This is a genomic window from Streptomyces sp. NPDC001002 (genome assembly GCF_053599215.1).
The window spans coordinates 1-15,805 of record NZ_JBSFLV010000051.1 but is presented as its reverse complement, the minus strand read 5'-3'; the positions used below and the strand labels follow the sequence as shown (position 1 = coordinate 15,805).

The 15,805-nt window shown below is 68.0% G+C and carries 9 protein-coding genes and 3 tRNA genes; 11 read left to right on the top strand and 1 reads right to left on the bottom strand.

Annotated elements, in window-relative coordinates:
* The first annotated feature begins 132 nt into the window (after window positions 1-132).
* From ACWDR3_RS23435 to ACWDR3_RS23400, 8 genes are all read left to right on the top strand, one after another.
* Window positions 133-1,404, top strand: coding sequence for an ABC transporter substrate-binding protein (locus ACWDR3_RS23435; RefSeq protein WP_450354481.1), 1,272 nt, complete (start codon window positions 133-135; stop codon window positions 1,402-1,404).
* Window positions 1,405-1,414: 10 nt separating this feature from the next.
* Window positions 1,415-2,323: a carbohydrate ABC transporter permease gene (locus tag ACWDR3_RS23430; protein WP_450354480.1), complete on the top strand. Its 909-nt coding sequence runs from the start codon at window positions 1,415-1,417 to the stop codon at window positions 2,321-2,323.
* 107 nt (window positions 2,324-2,430) lie between these two features.
* The gene (locus ACWDR3_RS23425; protein WP_450354479.1) at window positions 2,431-3,228 is read left to right on the top strand and encodes a carbohydrate ABC transporter permease; all 798 of its coding nucleotides are present in this window, start codon (window positions 2,431-2,433) and stop codon (window positions 3,226-3,228) included.
* A 2-nt stretch (window positions 3,229-3,230) separates the two neighbouring features.
* Window positions 3,231-6,083: a hypothetical protein gene (locus tag ACWDR3_RS23420; protein WP_450354515.1), complete on the top strand. Its 2,853-nt coding sequence runs from the start codon at window positions 3,231-3,233 to the stop codon at window positions 6,081-6,083.
* Window positions 6,084-6,105: 22 nt separating this feature from the next.
* A complete protein-coding gene (locus tag ACWDR3_RS23415) occupies window positions 6,106-8,988 on the top strand; it encodes a glycosyl hydrolase family 95 catalytic domain-containing protein (RefSeq protein ID WP_450354478.1) in 2,883 nt (960 codons plus the stop codon).
* Between the two features lie 196 nt (window positions 8,989-9,184).
* A tRNA-Asp gene (locus ACWDR3_RS23410) sits at window positions 9,185-9,259 on the top strand.
* A 27-nt stretch (window positions 9,260-9,286) separates the two neighbouring features.
* Window positions 9,287-9,360 (top strand) — tRNA-Phe (locus tag ACWDR3_RS23405).
* Window positions 9,361-9,456: 96 nt separating this feature from the next.
* Window positions 9,457-10,101, top strand: coding sequence for a class I SAM-dependent methyltransferase (locus ACWDR3_RS23400; protein WP_450354477.1), 645 nt, complete (start codon window positions 9,457-9,459; stop codon window positions 10,099-10,101).
* 93 nt (window positions 10,102-10,194) lie between these two features.
* On the opposite strand, the gene ACWDR3_RS23395 is transcribed toward ACWDR3_RS23400, so the two are convergent.
* Window positions 10,195-11,139, bottom strand: a complete 945-nt coding sequence (locus ACWDR3_RS23395; RefSeq protein ID WP_450354476.1) for an RNA-guided endonuclease InsQ/TnpB family protein — start codon at window positions 11,137-11,139, stop codon at window positions 10,195-10,197.
* 106 nt (window positions 11,140-11,245) lie between these two features.
* Between ACWDR3_RS23395 and ACWDR3_RS23390 the strand changes: the two genes are divergently transcribed.
* From ACWDR3_RS23390 to ACWDR3_RS23380, 3 genes are all read left to right on the top strand, one after another.
* Window positions 11,246-11,596, top strand: coding sequence for a hypothetical protein (locus ACWDR3_RS23390; protein WP_450354475.1), 351 nt, complete (start codon window positions 11,246-11,248; stop codon window positions 11,594-11,596).
* Between the two features lie 75 nt (window positions 11,597-11,671).
* Window positions 11,672-15,616 (top strand): ATP-dependent RNA helicase HrpA, encoded by a 3,945-nt coding sequence (hrpA, locus tag ACWDR3_RS23385; protein ID WP_450354474.1) that lies wholly within the window; start codon window positions 11,672-11,674, stop codon window positions 15,614-15,616.
* 94 nt (window positions 15,617-15,710) lie between these two features.
* Window positions 15,711-15,785: transfer RNA gene (locus ACWDR3_RS23380), tRNA-Asp, on the top strand.
* Window positions 15,786-15,805: the final 20 nt, after the last annotated feature.

Sequence of the window (15,805 nt, the reverse complement as noted above, 5' to 3'; positions counted from 1 at the left end):
AGACCGGCCCTTGACACATTCCCGCAACGCGCTTCTATTCTCGCGATAACGTTATCTCGAAGGATGCCGTGGCGTCGATCCTCTCCGGTCAGCCCCGTCCCTCGGGCCGCATCGTCCCGTCAGGAGACTTCCATGAGGCGCAAACGTCCGACTGTCGTCTGCCTCGCCGCGGCGCTCGCCCTCACCGGTTGCTCCGCCGCGTCGACCGGGGGCTCGCAGGGTGGCAGCACCCTGACCTACCTCACCTTCGAGACCCCGAGCCTGACCGCGTCGTTCTGGAACACCTCGATCGCGGGCGCCGAGAAGAAGGTCCCGGGCATCACGGTGAAGAAGATCGTCGCGCCGAGCACGGACCGGGACGCGTACGCCAAGCAGTTGCAGGCCTCCGGGCAGTTCCCGGATCTGCTCCAGTCGATCACCCCGTCGACGTTCGCGACGGCCGGGCTGCTGAAGCCGTACGACCAGAAGTGGGTGGACGCCAACTTCCTGCTGCCCGAGGGCAATGCCTACAAGGGCAAGGTCTACATCCCGCCGACCAACTCGCAGATCATCCCCGAGGTCTTCTACAACAAGAAGCTGTTCGCCAAGGCGCACATCGCCCAACCTCCCAGGACCTGGGCGGAGTTCATGGCCGTGTGCGCCAAGCTCAAGGCCGCCGGCATCACGCCGGTCGAGCTGGGCGGCGGCGATCCGTTCTCGGCGTCGATGCCTCTGGTCGGCATCCTCTCCGCCGACGTCCTGGGCAAGAACCCGAACTGGCTGAAGGAACGCTACGAAGGCAAGGTCAAGTTCACCGACCCCGACGTCAAGGCGGCGGTGGGCAAGTACCGGACGATGGTCAAGAAGGGATACTTCGAGGACGGCGCCCTGGGCGTCAAGTACGCCGACTCCATCACCAACTTCACGTCCGGCAAGGCCGCGATGTACATGATGGGCAGCTGGTTCCTCGGCTCGGTGCCCAAGGACCACGCCGACGACTTCGGCGCCTTCCTCACCCCGACCGAGGACGGCTCGCTCGTGGTGCCGTTCTCGGTCGGCGGCTCCATGGCCATCAGCGCGAAGACGAAGGACCCCGCGAAAGCGACCGCGTTCGCGCAGGCCTGGTCCCTCGACCCGGCCAACTACAAGGCCCTGATCGAGGGCGACGGCGCCTTCCCGATGCTCAAGGGCAAGACCCTCGACGACTACGGCGTGAACGTCACCAAGGTCTTCAAGGACTCCTACTCCTACGTCACCGACCAGAACACGAAGGTCTCGTCCTTCGGCTGGGCGACCAACGACGACTCCATGCCCTCAGGGCTCAACAACGCCTTCTACGCGGCCAGTCAGGCGCTGTTCTCCTCCGACGACGTCGACGGACAGCTGGCCGAGCTGGACGCGGCCTGGGACTCGGCGACCAAGTAAGGACACGGCCATGACCACCTCAACCATGACCGGCCGAGTCCGCCGCCGACGCCGAGGCGACCACGCCCTGGGCACGATCGCGGTCGTCGCGCTCGGCCTCTACGCCCTCTTCATCGTCGTACCCGTGATCATGAGCGCCTGGAAGAGCCTCACCAACGAGAACCCGCTGCTGGCGCGCGCCGACTTCGTGGGCCTCTCCAACTACCGGGAGATGGCGCACGACAGCGCGCTGGCCGACAGCCTCGGCTTCACGCTCCTGCTGGCCGGCGCGGTGACGATCGTCGCCAACGCCGCCGGCATCGGGTTCGCGATGCTGCTCAACAGGACCTCACTGAGCTTCCGGATGATGCGCACGGTCGCGTTCCTGCCGCAGGTGCTCTCCGGAGTCATCGTCGGCTTCGTCTGGCGCTACATCCTGGCCCAGGACGGCATCCTCAACAACGTCCTGGCCTCACTAGGGATCATCGACAAGCCGGTCACCTGGCTGGGCAGTCCGCACCTGGCCGTCCTGTCCGTGGGGATCGTCGCGGCCTGGGTCCTGACCGGCTTCACCACCGTCGTCCACCTCGCCGCGCTCCAGTCGATCCCCGTTGAGCTGTACCAGGCCGCGATGGTCGACGGCGCCGGCCGCTGGCAGCGGTTCCGCCGGATCACGTTCCCGATGGTGGCCCCGGGCACCACCATCAGCGTCACCATCTCGCTGATCACGATGCTCAAGCTCTACGACATCATCGCGGTCCTCACCTCGGGCGGCCCGGCCAACTCCACCCAGTCCACGGCCCTTTACATCATCCAGCTCGCCTTCACGGACGACCGCTACGGCTACGCGTCGGCCGTCGCGATGCTCCTCCTCGTCGTCTCGATCGCCATCGCGCTGTCCGTGACCGCGCTGCTGCGCCGCCGGGAGGTGGACCTGTGAGTACGTCGACTTCGCAACGGCCCGTGGCACGGGGGCGAACCGCATCCCCGCCGGTCGTACCTGTGCCGCGCGAGAGCCGCCGTCCCTGGGCCACGCGGGGACACCTCGTGGTGGCCGCCCTCCTGACGCTGGCCTTCGTCAGCCCCGTCTATCTCACGATCGTCAACGCCTTCAAGACGCAGGACCAGATCGTCCGCGATCCGGCGGCTCCCCCCGCCCCACCGACCACGCACAACCTCACGGACGCCCTCTCCCGGTCCGACCGGATCGTCCAGATCGGGCTGACCAACTCCGCGGTCACCGTGGTCGCTTCGGTGCTGCTGATCATCCCGCTGGGCGCGGCCCTCAGCTTCTGGCTGTCCGGCCGCTCGGCGCGGCTGCGCCGGATCGTCCTGGCCGCCTTCGCCGCGGGCCTGATGATCCCGCCCGCGGTGATCCTGCTGCCCACCATCCGCATCCTGACCTTCCTGCACCTCGACCACACCTATCCGGGCCTGGTCCTGGCCAACGTCGGCGGCGGCTATCTGTCGTTCGCGGTGTTCGTCTACTCCGGGTTCCTGCGGTCGATCCCCGGCGAGATCATCGAGGCCGCGACCGTGGACGGCGCCGGACGCCTGCGGGTCTGGTGGACGATCGTCATGCCGCTGCTGCGGCCGGCCACCGCGACCGTGACGATCTTCCTGTCGCTGTGGATCTGGAACGACTTCATGAATCCGCAGTTCATCCTCGGCCCGCTGCACGGCCAGACGATCACGACGGGGCTGTATCTGTCGGTCGGCCAGTTCTCCACGGACTACGCCCAGTTGTTCGGCGTGATGCTCCTGGCGGCGGTCATCCCGGTCGCCGGATACCTCGCGCTGCAGAAGCAGTTCATCGCCGGACTGACCTCGGGAGCGACCAAGTGACCATGGAAGCAGCGGCTCATGGCGTGGCGATCGGCAGGACGGGCGTCCCGGACCTGGACGACGTCGCCGGCCACTGGGTCGACGCCGACGAGATCGCCCACCTGCCCTCCCTGCGCAACCAGCAGGGCCAGGCCCACGTCAACCACGACCTGACGTCCCTCTCCTGGCTGGCGGCCCCACCCTTCACCTTCGGCTACCACACCGGCGAGCTGCGGGTGGACGGCCAAGTCCCGGCAGCACAGCGGTACTTGTGGAAGCCGTGGGGCGTGGTGCGCGAACACCGCCGCGAGGACGGCCTGTTGCTGACGACGGACACCCGGATGGCATTGAACCGGGACCTGCTCCTGTGGCGGATCGAGGTCACCAACGACAGCGCCGAGGTACGGACGGTCGAGCTGGCCCAGGACCTCTTCGCCATGGTCGCCCACTCCGAGGTCGGCTACGGCTGGCTGTACGACGGCCCGTGGAACCACGGAATGCACCACGATTTCATGGCACTTGAGCGCATCCGGGCGACAACGGGCGGGGCCGACCCGCACTACCTGCTCTCCCCGGCACCCCGGCGCCTCCGCCTCGGCAAACCCCGCATCCCCGGCATCCAGCGCGACGAGGACCAGGGCCCGATGCTCCTGGACGACGCACTCCCTGCCCATGTCAGCCACGACAAGGAGCCGGAGGCGCGGGCGGGGGTGGCTGGGGCGGTGCGCGGACTTCAAGTGCAGGGAGTCGACGGCGAGTTGATCCTGTGGTCCGCCGAGCCCATCGCGCTGACTCCAGACGGCGAGACCGGTCTCGACACCTTCGTCCTCTCCCCCGGCCTGACCATCGACTTCGAGCTACGGCTCGACACGGAAGGCCAGTCCGGTACGGTCCTCACCCACGGCAACCACCCCGACTCGCTGCAGATCGGCGTCGAGGACGGCCGATTGTGGATCGGCATCACGGGAGAGCGGGAGTCCGCCGACGCCCAACTCCCGGTCGGGGACTGGCGGCGCATCCGCGTGGACGTCGAAGCCGACCACGTCGTACTCCGTCTCGCGGGCTCCGAGATCGCCCGCACCCGGCACTGGACCGAGTCGCGCCGCTGGATGTCCCACATCGAGGACGGCACCGTCGCCTTCGCGGACTCCCGGTCACCGGCCCTCGCCGTGTACGCCTTCGCCGGGCCACCCGGCGAGCTGCGGTCCGAGGGCGCCGGCGCCCGGGCGACGTGGACCTGCCGGATCGAACCCGGCCGGAGCGTGACCATCGGGATCGCCTGCGCGTACGGAACCGACAAGGACACGGACGCCAACGCCAACACCGGCGCCGACATCTACGCCCTCTCGGCCCAAGCCCGCGCCGCCGCCGAGGACTTCGAGGCGACGACGCGGGCCGGGGAGGACGGCTGGCGGCGGCTGTGGGCGAGCATGTTCACGCCGGGCAACCCCGACTTCTCCGGCCACCTGCCGACCTTCACCACGGACGATGCCGGACTGGCACGCACCTACTACATGGGCGCCCTCCAGGCGCTGTACATGCGCACCACCCGCATCCGCCCCGACGAACCGGTCTTCCTCACCGGCGGCCCCCGCCTCGGCCCGACCACCACCTACTTCTGGGACCACTGCGAGTGGAGCCGCCTGTACGCCCTCCTTGAACCGGCCGGCCTGCGCTCCTGGCTGCTCCGCGTGCTGGCCGGCCCCTACCGCGACTCCTTCGGCGTCGAGAACCTCAGCGGCGGGCCCCTGGGCAACGCCTACAGCTCCACCGACTACGCCCTGTTCCGCCTTATCGAGCACTACGTCTGTGTCACGGGCGACTTCGCGTTCCTCGACGAGACGCCCGGCGGGACGGGCGGCGGGACGAGCGGTGGGACGAGCGGTGGGACGAGCGGCGAGGCGACGGGCTCGGCGAGAGGCGAGACGACCGATGGCACGACCGACGGCACGACCGACGGGATGACCGGTGGGATGACCGGCGGGATGACGGTCCTAGCCCACCTGGAGCGACTCGGCCTGGGCTGGCGCGACCGCCGCACCCCGGCCACCGGCGGCACACTCGCCGACTTCGGCCCCGATCCATGGCAGTTGCTGGAGTGCGTGCCCACCTATACCGGCGTCGTCGCCTCCTTCAACGGCGCCTACGTCTCCTCGACGCGCTCACTGGCCGGGCTGTACCGACGCCTCGGCCGCGAGGAGGAGGCCGAGCGGACCGAGGCCGAGGCCGGTCAACTCGTAGCCGCGCTCCTCGACTTGTACGCCGGATCGGGCCGCTGGCGCATACTCCGCCCGGACGGCACCGACACGATCGGCCACTGCCTGGACTTCGGCCTGGTCGCAGCGGCCCTGCACCGCGAACTCCCCGACAGGACCCGGCACGAGATGGCCGAGTTCGTCACCGACCGCCTCCTGGTGGGGAGTTGGATGCGGGCGCTCAGTCCCGACGACCCGATCGCCGCCGCCTCCGACCGTCCCGACCACGGCGCGGCCGGCGCCTTCGCCGCCTGGCCCGGCGTCACCGCCCACGGCCTCGCCCGCCTCGGTTACCGCGACCGCGCGACCGCTCTCCTCCGCGATCTGTCCGCCGCCGCCTCGGGCGGACTGTGGGGCCAGGCCATGGAGATCGTCACCGGTCCGGACGGGCGGCCCCGGGCCCGCGTGGCCGAACGCGGCACCGCCACCCGCGACAACATCGCGGGCGCGGCCGGAGCCGAGGCGGTGCTGTCGGCCCTGTTCGACATCAACCCGACGTTCGCGACCGGCGGGACGGACGCGGCCGTACTCGCCGCACTGCCCGAACTCCCGGCCACCTTGTCCGTCGAGGGCATCGGGACGCTCACCCATCTCAAGAAGAGCCGCACCCCGGATGAATGATGAGCAGAAAGGTCACAGCGCAGTGGCATCCTCACTTCGTCACCGGCGTCACCTCAGCACCCTGCTGGCCTCGGCCCTGGTGGCCCTCGGCCTGACAACCCTCCAAGGCGGCACGCCCGCCGCGGCGTCCCCACCGACATCGCCGCCACCATCCGCCCAGACCATAGGCGACCCCACCCCCGCCCAAGCCCTGCGCACCGTCGCGCAGTTCAAGGGCGAGTGGGACTCCCCGCCCACCGTCCTGTCCAACGGCGAGACCGTCGACGCCCCGCTGATGGGCAACGGCGATGTCGGCGTCGCCGTCGGCGGCTCCATCGACGACCAGACCTTCTACCTCGGCAAGAACGACTTCTTCTCCACCGCCACCAACGGCATCGAACCGCTGGGCCGTATCGTGCTCGCCGTCCCGGGCCTGGCCGGCGCCACCCACCACGTCGTACAGAACATCGCCCAGGCACAGGTCGAGGGCACCTACACCCTCGCCGACCAGACGCTGTCGTCCAGGAGTTGGGTCTCGGCCACCGACAACCTCCTCGTCACCACCCTGCGCCTGTCCGGCTCGCGCACCCAGAACGCGACCGTCACCGTGCAGGACGGTCTCGGCAAGACCCCGCCAACGTCCAGCAAGAACGGCGTACTTGACGCGGACGTCCAGGCCGGCACCACCGACGCGCCGGGCAACCCCCATGCCCGTATGGCGACCAGCGTGCGCGGCACCACCGCGAGACCCTCGGGCAACCGCATCAGCCTCACCCTCAAGCCCGGCGTGACGTACACCCTCGCGACCGCCGTCCAGAGCAGCCACGACACCCCCCGCTACGAGTCCGTCGCCCACGCGGCGGCGGCCGCGGTCACGGACGGCTCCCTGGCCAAGCTGTACGCGGCCCACGAGTCGTGGTGGCGGGCGTACTGGTCCCGGTCGTTCGTGCAGATCCCCGACCAGGCCGTGGAGAAGAGCTGGTACGGATCGCTGTACCTCCTCGGCTCGGTCTCGCGTGACGGGAAGTACGCCCCCGGCCTGTGGGGCAACTGGATCACCGGACCGATGAACTGGTACGGCGACTACCACGGCAACTACAACTACGAAGCGGCGTTCTACCCCACCCTCTCCACCAACCACGTGGCCCAGATGGGCAATTACGACGACCCGATCCTGGACTGGATGCCAAGAGGCAAGGCGAAGGCCGCAGCGGCCGGCTACAAGGGCGTCCTCTATCCCGTGGGCATCTCACCCAACGGCACCAGCGCCGCCGACGACCTCTACAACCAGAAGTCCAACGCCGTGAACTTCGCCAGCGACATGGTCATGAAGTACGAGTACACCCGCAGCGCCTCTTACGCCCGCAAGGTCCTGCCCTACCTCCGCCAGGTCGGCCTCTTCTGGGAGAACTACCTGACCTGGGACGCGGCGACGGGCACGTACAACATCGAGAACGACGCGCCGCAGGAGGGCAACCCGTATCCGCAGACCAACAGCATCCTGTCCCTCGGCCTGGTGCACCTGCTCTTCCAGGGCCTGATCGACATGAGCAAGGACCTGCACATCAACGCCTCGCTCATCCCCACCTGGCAGCACATCGACAGCCACCTCGCGCCGCTGCCCACGATGACGAGAAACGGCCAGACCGTGTTCCGCCAGACCTCCGAGGGGTCCGGCTGGGTCACCGACGGCAACGACATCGCCATCCAGGCCGTCTACCCCGGCCTCCAGGTCGGCCTGAACGACTCCGCCGACCTCCTCCAGACCGCCCGCAACACCGTCGAGCAGCTCAACAACTGGCACAGCGACAACGCCCCCGCCACCCTCTACGCGGCCGCGGCGATCGTCGGCTACAACCCCAGCACCCTGATGGAAGAGCTGCACTCCGAAGCCACCACCCACTCCTACCCGAACATGGCGGTGCACCACTACGGCGGCGGCGTCGAGAACCTCAACGTCACCACCTCCGGCCTCAACGAAATGCTCCTCCAGTCCTTCCAGAAGGACATCAAGGTCTTCCCGAACTGGCCCACCGACTCCAACGCGAAATTCGGCGGCCTGCTCGCCTACGGCAACTTCGAGATCTCCAGCAGCATCAAGAACGACACCGTCGAATACGTACGCACCACCAGCCGATCCGGCAGCGACCTCACCCTCACCAACCCTTGGCCCGGCAAGCGCGTGGAGTACTACGCGAACGGCGTCCACAAGGGAACCGTCTCGGGCACCAGGATCAAGCTGCGCACGTCGGTCGGCGAAACGATCGACTTCGCCCCCGCCGGCACCACCCTGTCCACCATCCGCCACGAACTCTCCCAGCCGGCCGCCGACGCGACGACCACTTCCCTCACCACAGGCTTCGAGACCGACCAGCCCCAGCCGACCTGGACGGACACCGTCGACAACGTCGACACCAACGGCGACGGCAACTACGGCATCACAGGCCTGTGCTGCGGCCTCACCGGCCCCCAGGCAGCCGTACGCACCGACGAACAGGCCCACACGGGCAACGCCTCACTGATGTACTCGGGCTACGCCAACGGAGGCCCGTACGACCACGCGTACATGCAGGTCTACGGCTTCAACGGCGCACCGCTCGCGGTCCAGGCCGACACAACCCTCAGCTACTGGATCTTCCCCCAGTCCAACGCCACCACGCCCTGGGTGCCCGCCGGCTCCGACGACAGCACCTGCGTCGCCGTGGACCTGATCTTCACCGACGGCAGCAACCTGCGGGACGCGGCCGCCGGCCTCCATCCGCGCGACCACTGCGGCCACCTCACCCTCGACAAGTGGAACCACGTCACCGTGAACCTGGGCACGATCAAGAAGGACCGCTCGATCAAGAAAATCCTCATCGGCTACGACCACCCGGGCGCCACCGGCGGCTACCGCGGCTACGTGGACGACGTGACCATCACCTGACCCCGAACAACCACGTCCAAGACCCCCGGCCCCCTTTCCTCACGGGCCGGGGCACACCCCGTGGTCTGATACGCTTTTCCAGCGACATCGGCCGCCGGCCAGTGCGAATCGAAGGTCGCAGCGTCCCTCCCCACGAGAATTCAATCCCGTTGGGAACACGCAACACCGTGTGCGAGACTGTCGTACGCAACAGCATGGTCCTGTGGAGCAGTTTGGAGTGCTCGCCACCCTGTCAAGGTGGAGGCCGCGGGTTCAAATCCCGTCAGGACCGCTGAGGTTCCTTTTCCGGGAACCTCGTGGCTGGGTAGCTCAGTTGGTACGAGCGGCCGCCTGAAAAGCGGCAGGTCGCCGGTTCGATCCCGGCCCCAGCCACAGTCGCCCTCAACAGGGCAAACAGCCCCTCCGAAATTCTCGGAGGGGCTGTTTTCATGTCACCCGAACCATTCCATGTGGTCTACCGTGCCGGTCGTGTACACAGACGACTGGCTGGCCGACACCCGTACCTCCTACGACACGGTCGCGGTCAGCTACGCCGATCAAGTGCGCGATGCCATCGCCGGCCACCGGTACCTTCGCGCGGCTCTGGCGTTGTTCGCCGACGCCGTTCGGGACGCGGGCGGTGGCCCGGTGGCGGATGTCGGCTGCGGCCCCGGGCACGTCACCGCCCACCTGCACGGGCTCGGCGTCGACGCCTTCGGTATCGACCTCTCTCCTGGGATGATCGACGCGGCCCAACGCGACCACCCCGGCCTCCGGTTCGAGGTGGGCTCGATGACGGACCTGAGCCTTCCGGCCGCATCAGTCGCCGGCCTGCTCGCCTGGCAGTCTCTGATCCACGTCCCCGATGACCAGGTGTCGACCGTGCTCGGGCACTTCCGCCGAGCGCTGCGTCCGGGCGGTCCGCTGCAGCTCCTGTTTCACGTCGGCGACGAGTCACGGTTGAAGACCGAGGGCTACGGCGGTCACCCGATGAGGGTCCGTGTGCACCGCCGACGGCCTGACCAGATGGCTGCCTGGCTGCGTGACGCAGGATTCGAGATCGAGGCGCAGCTGCTTCTCGGCCCGAACGAGGAGACTTCACAGGCGCTTCTCTTCGCGCGCCGTGAACCCTAGGTACGAGCGATCGCGTCCGCTGCCCGAGAGCTGGGCTCTCCGGCTTGCTGCTCGCCTGCGCCGATGGCTTCGGCGGTGGCGGCGCATCCAGCCCTACACGATCAACGTGAGGGCAGGGGCCTGTGACTCGGCCCCGCGGACCCACTGGCACCAGGCGCGTTGGCCGATGACGTGGGACGCGTTGCGGTCTGCGTGCTCAACGAAGCCGCAGGACCTGCAGGTGAAGGTGGCCTGGGTGGGCCTGTTACGTCTGTCGATGTGGTGGCAGCGAGAACATTCCTGGCTGGTGTACGCGGGGTTGACGTAGACCACGGGGACTCCGGCCCGGCGGGCCTTGTAGGCGATGAAGTCGCCGAGCTGGGCGAAGGGCCAGGTGTTCATCGTGACGCGTTGGGGCTTCTTCAGCCGTGCCCGTTCGCGGATGCCGCTCAGTTTTTCGAGGGCGATTCCGCGTCCGGTGCGTTGGGCCTCCGCCACGATGTGTTTGCTGATCTTGTGGTTGATGTCGCGGTTGCGCCGGGCTTCTCGGCCTGCGTGCCGTTTGGCTCGTCGCCTGGCCGACCTGGTGTTCTTCCTCTGGAGTCGGGTTCGTAGCGCGCGGTCGTTCTCACGGGTGCGTTTGCGGCGGCGTCCGCTGTGTCGGTTGCCCGTGGACGTCGTGGCGATGTTGGCGATGCCGAGGTCGACTCCGATGAAGCCTTGTGGGGCGGGGTTCTGTGGGTCCTCGGGCAGGTCGAGGGTGGCCAGCAGGTACCACTTGCCGTTCTCGTGGAGGAGGTCTGATTCGCCTTGGCGGTACTGGTCCAGGAGGACAGCATGCGGTCGTCGTAGGGCTGTGCGGCTTCGGTCCGGAAGGTGAGGGGGCTTCCGGTGGCTCTGGCGCGTCGCCGGGATCCCGCGGGTCCAAGGTTTCCGGCCTTGATGTTGCCGTTGAGGGCGGTGTACGCGTCGGTGGTCTTTTGATGAGGGGCCGGACGTCGCGGTTGCGTGTGATGCCCGTGGTGAAGGCGATGGTCGACACGTGGTTGGCCGTTGCACTCTCTGGCCCGCTTGGCAGCACCCCCGCCCGGCGCTACCTTCTGGGCTGATCGGTGGCCGAGGGCGCCGGCTGATGCGGGTGGGGCAGAGGACGATGAAGCGGGATATGGCCGGGACCGTCGGGGCTCTTGCGCTGGAACGGGATCGGGCTCGGTTCGGGCTGATGGCCGTGGTGTTCAGCAATCTCGCGATCGCCGGGGTGGCGCTGTTCGGGGTGTGGCGGCTGGACGGGGACAAGGCGGTGATGGTGGGGGTGCTGACGTCCGCGTTCACCGCCGTCAGCAGCATGACCACGGCGTATCTGGGGATCAAGGCCGTCTCGAACACCGCTCAGTCCTTCGCCATGGGGGACGGGGAGGCGCGTAAGCCGCCGGCGCCGGTGGCGGCCACCCCCACGGCCTCGCCTGCGGCCGCACCGACCGTCACGCCTGGGCCTCCTGAGCAGCGCACTTCCTAGGGTCGGTACGGGTCGGGGCAGCTCGCGGCAAATCATTCGCCACGGATTTCTCCGGGATGAGATCCTGGATCCCGTATGTCTACGCACCCTGCCCCCGCCCTCGGCGCCCTCGCCCCCCGCCTGACCGAGCTGTCGCTGCGCGATGCGCATCGGCTCGGGCGCAGGCTCGAAGGTGCGCGCAAAATCCGTAAGCCCGAGGCCCGGGCCGCCGTCCTCGCCGAGATCGAGGTCGAGGTCGGCCGGGCCGAGGAGCGGATGGGGGTGCGACGGGCGCGGGTGCCCGCGGTCTCGTATCCGGAGCAGTTGCCGGTCAGCCAGAAGAAGGACGAGATCGCGGCGGCCATCCGTGATCACCAGGTCGTGATCGTGGCCGGTGAGACGGGGTCCGGGAAGACCACGCAGATCCCGAAGATCTGTCTGGAGCTCGGGCGCGGAGTCCGGGGCATGATCGGGCACACCCAGCCCCGGCGGATCGCCGCCCGTACGGTCGCCGAGCGGGTCGCGGAGGAGCTGGACACCCCGCTGGGCGAGGCCGTCGGCTGGAAGGTGCGGTTCACCGACCAGGTGAGTCCGGACTCGACCTTCGTGAAGCTGATGACGGACGGCATCCTGCTCGCCGAGATCCAGACCGACCGTGAGCTGCGCGCCTACGACACGATCATCATCGACGAGGCCCATGAGCGGTCGCTGAACATTGATTTCCTGCTGGGTTATCTGGCGCAGTTGCTGCCTCAGCGGCCCGATCTGAAGGTCGTGATCACGTCCGCGACCATCGATCCCGAGCGGTTCTCCCGGCATTTCGGGGATGCCCCGATCGTCGAGGTGAGCGGGCGGACGTATCCGGTGGAGGTGCGGTACCGGCCCCTGCTGGAAGAGGACTCCGAGGACTCCGACCGGGATCAGATCACCGCGATCACGGACGCCGTCGAGGAGTTGATGGGCGAGGGGAAGGGGGACATCCTCGTCTTCCTCTCCGGTGAGCGGGAGATCCGCGACACCGCCGATGCCCTTGAGAAGAAGAAGTACCGGTTCACGGAAGTGCTTCCGTTGTACGCCCGGCTCTCGCATGCCGAGCAGCATCGTGTGTTCCAGCAGCACAGCGGGCGCAGGATCGTTCTGGCTACGAACGTCGCGGAGACCTCGCTGACGGTCCCCGGCATCAAGTACGTGATCGACCCGGGCTTCGCCCGCATCAGCCGCTACAGCCACCGTACGAAGGTGCAGCGGCTGCCGATCGAGGCGATCTCGCAGGCAAGTGCCAATCAGCGCAAGGGTCGTTGCGGACGTACCTCCGACGGCATCTGCATCCGGCTCTACACCGAGGAGGACTTCCTCGCGCGGCCGGAGTTCACGGACGCGGAGATCCTCCGTACGAACCTCGCCTCCGTCATTCTCCAGATGACCGCGGCCGGGCTCGGCGAGATCGAGAAGTTCCCGTTCATCGACCCGCCGGACCACCGCAACATCCGTGACGGCGTACAGCTGTTGCAGGAGCTGAACGCGCTGGACCCGGAGCAGAAGGATCCGCGCAAGCGGCTCACGGAGACGGGTCGCAAGCTGGCTCAGCTGCCGGTGGACCCGCGTCTGGCCCGGATGGTCCTTGAGGCCGATCGGAACGGCTGTGCGCGGGAGGTCATGGTCATAGCCGCCGCGCTGTCCATCCAGGATCCGCGCGAGCGCCCCGCGGAGAAGCAGGCGCAGGCCGATCAGCAGCACGCCCGGTTCAAGGACGAGAGCAGTGACTTCCTCGCGTATCTGAATCTGTGGCGGTATGTCCGCGAGCAGCAGCGGGAGCGCGGCTCGTCGTCGTTCCGTCGCATGTGCAAGCAGGAGTATCTGAACTTCCTGCGGATCCGTGAGTGGCAGGACATCTACACCCAACTGCGCACGGTGGCCAAGCAGATGGGGATCCAGCTGAACGAGGAGGACGCGCCCGAGCAGCGCGTCCATGTCTCGCTGCTGGCCGGTCTGCTCTCGCACGTCGGCATGAAGGACGTGAAGGACGGCAACAAGAACGAGTATCTGGGCGCGCGCAGCGCCAAGTTCGCGATCTTCCCGGGTTCGGCGCTGTTCAAGAAGCAGCCGAAGTTCGTCATGTCGGCGGAGCTGGTGGAGACTTCGCGGCTGTGGGCCCGCGTCAACGCGAAGATCGAGCCGGAGTGGGTCGAGCCGCTCGCCGAGCACCTGCTCAAGCGGACGTACAGCGAACCGCATTGGGAGAAGGACCAGGCGGCCGTGATGGCGTTCGAGAAGGTCACGCTGTACGGCGTACCGATCGTGGCGCAGCGGAAGGTGAACTACGGACGGATCGATCCGGAGATCAGCCGTGAGCTGTTCATCCGGAACGCGCTGGTGGAGGGCGACTGGCGCACGCACCACAAGTTCTTCGCCGACAACCGCCGACTCCTCAGCGAGGTCGAGGAGTTGGAGCATCGGGCGCGGCGCCGGGACATCGTGGTCGACGACGAGACGCTGTACGACTTCTACGACGAGCGGGTGCCCGAACACGTCGTGTCCGGGGCGCACTTCGACTCGTGGTGGAAGCGGAAGCGGCACGAGCAGCCGGAGTTCCTGGACTTCGAGCGGGAGATGCTCATCCGGGAGTCGGCCCAGGCAGTCACGAAGGACGACTATCCGGACTCGTGGCGGCAGGGACAGCTGAAGTTCCGGGTGACGTACCAGTTCGAGCCGGGTGCGGACGCGGACGGTGTGACGGTCCATGTGCCGTTGCAGGTGCTCAACCAGGTCACGGACGAGGGCTTCGACTGGCAGATCCCGGGGCTGCGGGAGGAGGTGGTGACGGAGTTGATCCGTTCCCTCCCCAAGCCGATCCGCCGCAACTACGTGCCGGCGCCGAACTTCGCGAAGCGGTTCCTGGACACGGCGGTTCCTTTGCAGGAGCCGCTGACGGTGACCATGGCGCGCGAGTTGAAGCGGATGGTCGGAGTCCCGTTCACCGCCGACGACTTCGACTGGTCGAAGGTGCCGGACCATCTGCGCATCACGTTCCGGATCGTGGACGAGCGGCGGCGGAATCTGGCCGAGGACAAGGATCTGGAGGTGCTGCGGCTGCGGCTGAAGCCGAAGGCGCGGCAGGCGCTCTCGCAGGCCGCCGCTGCCACCGCCGAGCGCGAGGGCGGCCCGTCGCTGGAGCGCAAGGGCCTCACGGACTGGACGATCGGCACGCTGAGCCGGGTGTTCGAGACGCGTCGGGCCGGGCAGCCGGTGAAGGCGTATCCGGCGCTGGTGGACGACGGCGACACGGTCTCCGTACGCCTCTTCGACACGGAGGCGGAGCAGGCGGCGGCGATGTGGAAGGGCACGCGGCGGCTGATCCTGCGCAACATCCCGGTCAATCCGGCGAAGTTCGCGTCGGAGAAGCTGACGAACGTCCAGAAGCTGGCGCTGTCGTCGAATCCGCACGGTTCGATCCAGGGGCTGTTCGACGACTGCGCGATGGCGGCGGCGGACCGGCTGATCGGTGACTTCGGCGGTCCGGCGTGGGACGAGGAGTCGTACCGGAAGCTGTTCGACAAGGTGCGGGCTGAGATCGTCGACACGACGGTGCGGGCGGTGGAGCAGGTACGGCAGGTGCTGACCGCCTGGCAGTCCTGTGAGCGCCGTTTGAAGGGCATGAACAGCCCGACCCTGCTGCCCAACCTCCAGGACGTACGAGGGCAGTTGGACGCCCTTGTGAAGCCCGGCTTCGTGACGGCGACGGGGCTGCGGCGCCTGCCGGACCTCCTGCGCTACCTGACCGCGGCCGACCGGCGCCTGCAGCAGATGCCGACGGGCGTCCAGCGGGACACGTCCCGGATGGAGAAGGTCCACGAGATGCAGGACGAGTACGCGTGGCTGCTGGAGCAGATGCCCCAGGGCCGGCCGATCCCGTCCTCCGTGCTGGACATCCGCTGGATGATCGAGGAGCTGCGGGTCAGCTATTTCGCCCACGCGCTGGGCACGGCGTACCCGGTCTCGGACAAGCGGATCGTGAAGGCGATCGACGCGGCGGTCCCGTAATCGCCCCTGCACGGTGGGTGAGTTCGACCAGCACCCCACCGCTCCTGTACAGTCTCTTCTCGCAGCGCAACGCACGAATCGCACTGCGAAACCTGGTCCTGTGGAGCAGCTTGGAGTGCTCGCCACCCTGTCAAGGTGGAGGCCGCGGGTTCAAATCCCGTCAGGACCGCAGTGGAAGCAGAAGGGCCC